Below are 1,484 nucleotides of genomic sequence, written 5' to 3'. Positions count from 1 at the left end.
ACATAGCTAAATGCTGCCGAAGCTGCCATTAAGAAAAATACAAGAGAGCAGATTCTTAATGTTTTTAATATAATTGGCCAAAATTCTGTAAGGGGAATATCTCGATAAAAGAAGAAGGTAATAATGAAAGCGTACAAGCAAGCAATGGCTCCCGCTTCAGTGGCTGTAAACCAACCTGTAAAAATACCCCCTAGAATGATAACGCAAGGCATAATAGAAAATATTCCGTCAAAAATAGTTTTTCCGTGTTCTTCCTTCGGTATTATTTCAATCGTTGTGTAACCATTTCTAATCGCTAGAAATCGACCAGCAGTCATTAAGATTGCACATATAACAATACCAGGAAATACACCCGCTAAGAAAAGAGCATTGATAGACGGAGCAGATGCGCCATAAGCAAGAGCATACAAAATTAAATTATGACTTGGTGGAACAACAACACCTTGTATAGCACCAGAAATAGTAAGGCTTGTAGCAAATTCTTTACTATAACCTTTTTTCACCATCTGCGGGATCAAAACAGTACCCACAGAAGCGATATCAGCAGCAGCTGAGCCAGAAATGTTGCCAAACAATAGGCACGCAAGGCAGTTTACCATAGCAAGACCACCCTTAAATCGACCAAAACCTAGCAGGGCGAACTTTATTAATCGTTTTGCTAGTCCACCTTCTCCCATAATTTGACCAGCCAAAATAAAGAACGGAATGGTAAGTAACGCATAGTTATTAAGGCCATCTATCATTTTGTGAGAAATTAACTCAAGGCCAAAATCCTCCATTAAAAAAACAACGAGTGTAGAGGAGACAATGCATAACGAAATTGGCACTCGTATCAGCATTAACCCAATAAATGTTACTGTAAGTACAATAATTTCAATAGTAGTATGATCCATCAATGCCCACCACCCAATCCTTTATGTCTTTTCAAATCAACGCCAAAAAATTGAAATATGCCATAGAACAGAATAAGGACACCTGATACCGGTATTGCGAGAGTTCTGTAGGCTATAGGTAAATCACCCATGGTAGGAATCGTTTGACCAAAGTCGTTCATCATAAGCTTTGATCCATAAACAATCAATATTAATGCAAAGATAATTTCAAAAATCGGAATGAGCTTTTCAATATAAAAATCTGTTTTTTCGCTAAATGTGATAGAAGTAAAAGCAAGGTGTATTCTTTCTCGAAAGCCCATGGCAATACCCAAAAATGAAAACCATATAAGTAAAAATATTGTGATATCTAAAGACCAAGTCGGTGTATAGCTGAACAATTTTCTAGCAAATACTTGAAAACATACAATCACGATCATTGTTAGCAACAATATCTTTGATAATTCTTCAACGGCCTTATCGATGGATAGTAGTAAACTGAATACCCCATTTACTTCTTTTTTCTGAATTTGCGCTGGTTCTTTTGAATGTTCCAAAATATCAACTCCTAATATACAATTTAATACGAATTTAGACTATCTTCACATGGTT

Annotated in this window: 2 protein-coding genes; both read right to left on the bottom strand. The window is 36.2% G+C overall.

The window, feature by feature from the left end; genetic code table 11:
• Positions 1-893: TRAP transporter large permease (locus tag ACAN52_RS21815; RefSeq protein ID WP_378957251.1), on the bottom strand; the 893-nt coding region annotated here is incomplete at its 3' end.
• Positions 893-1,429: a TRAP transporter small permease gene (locus tag ACAN52_RS21810; protein WP_378957250.1), complete on the bottom strand. Its 537-nt coding sequence runs from the start codon at positions 1,427-1,429 to the stop codon at positions 893-895. The genes ACAN52_RS21815 and ACAN52_RS21810, both read right to left, overlap by 1 nt.
• Positions 1,430-1,484 lie beyond the last annotated feature (55 nt).

Source organism: Pelosinus sp. sgz500959, assembly GCF_042610375.1.
Taxonomy (GTDB): Bacteria; Bacillota; Negativicutes; order DSM-13327; family DSM-13327; genus CTSoil-075.
This window is presented reverse-complemented; position numbering and strand designations above follow the sequence as displayed.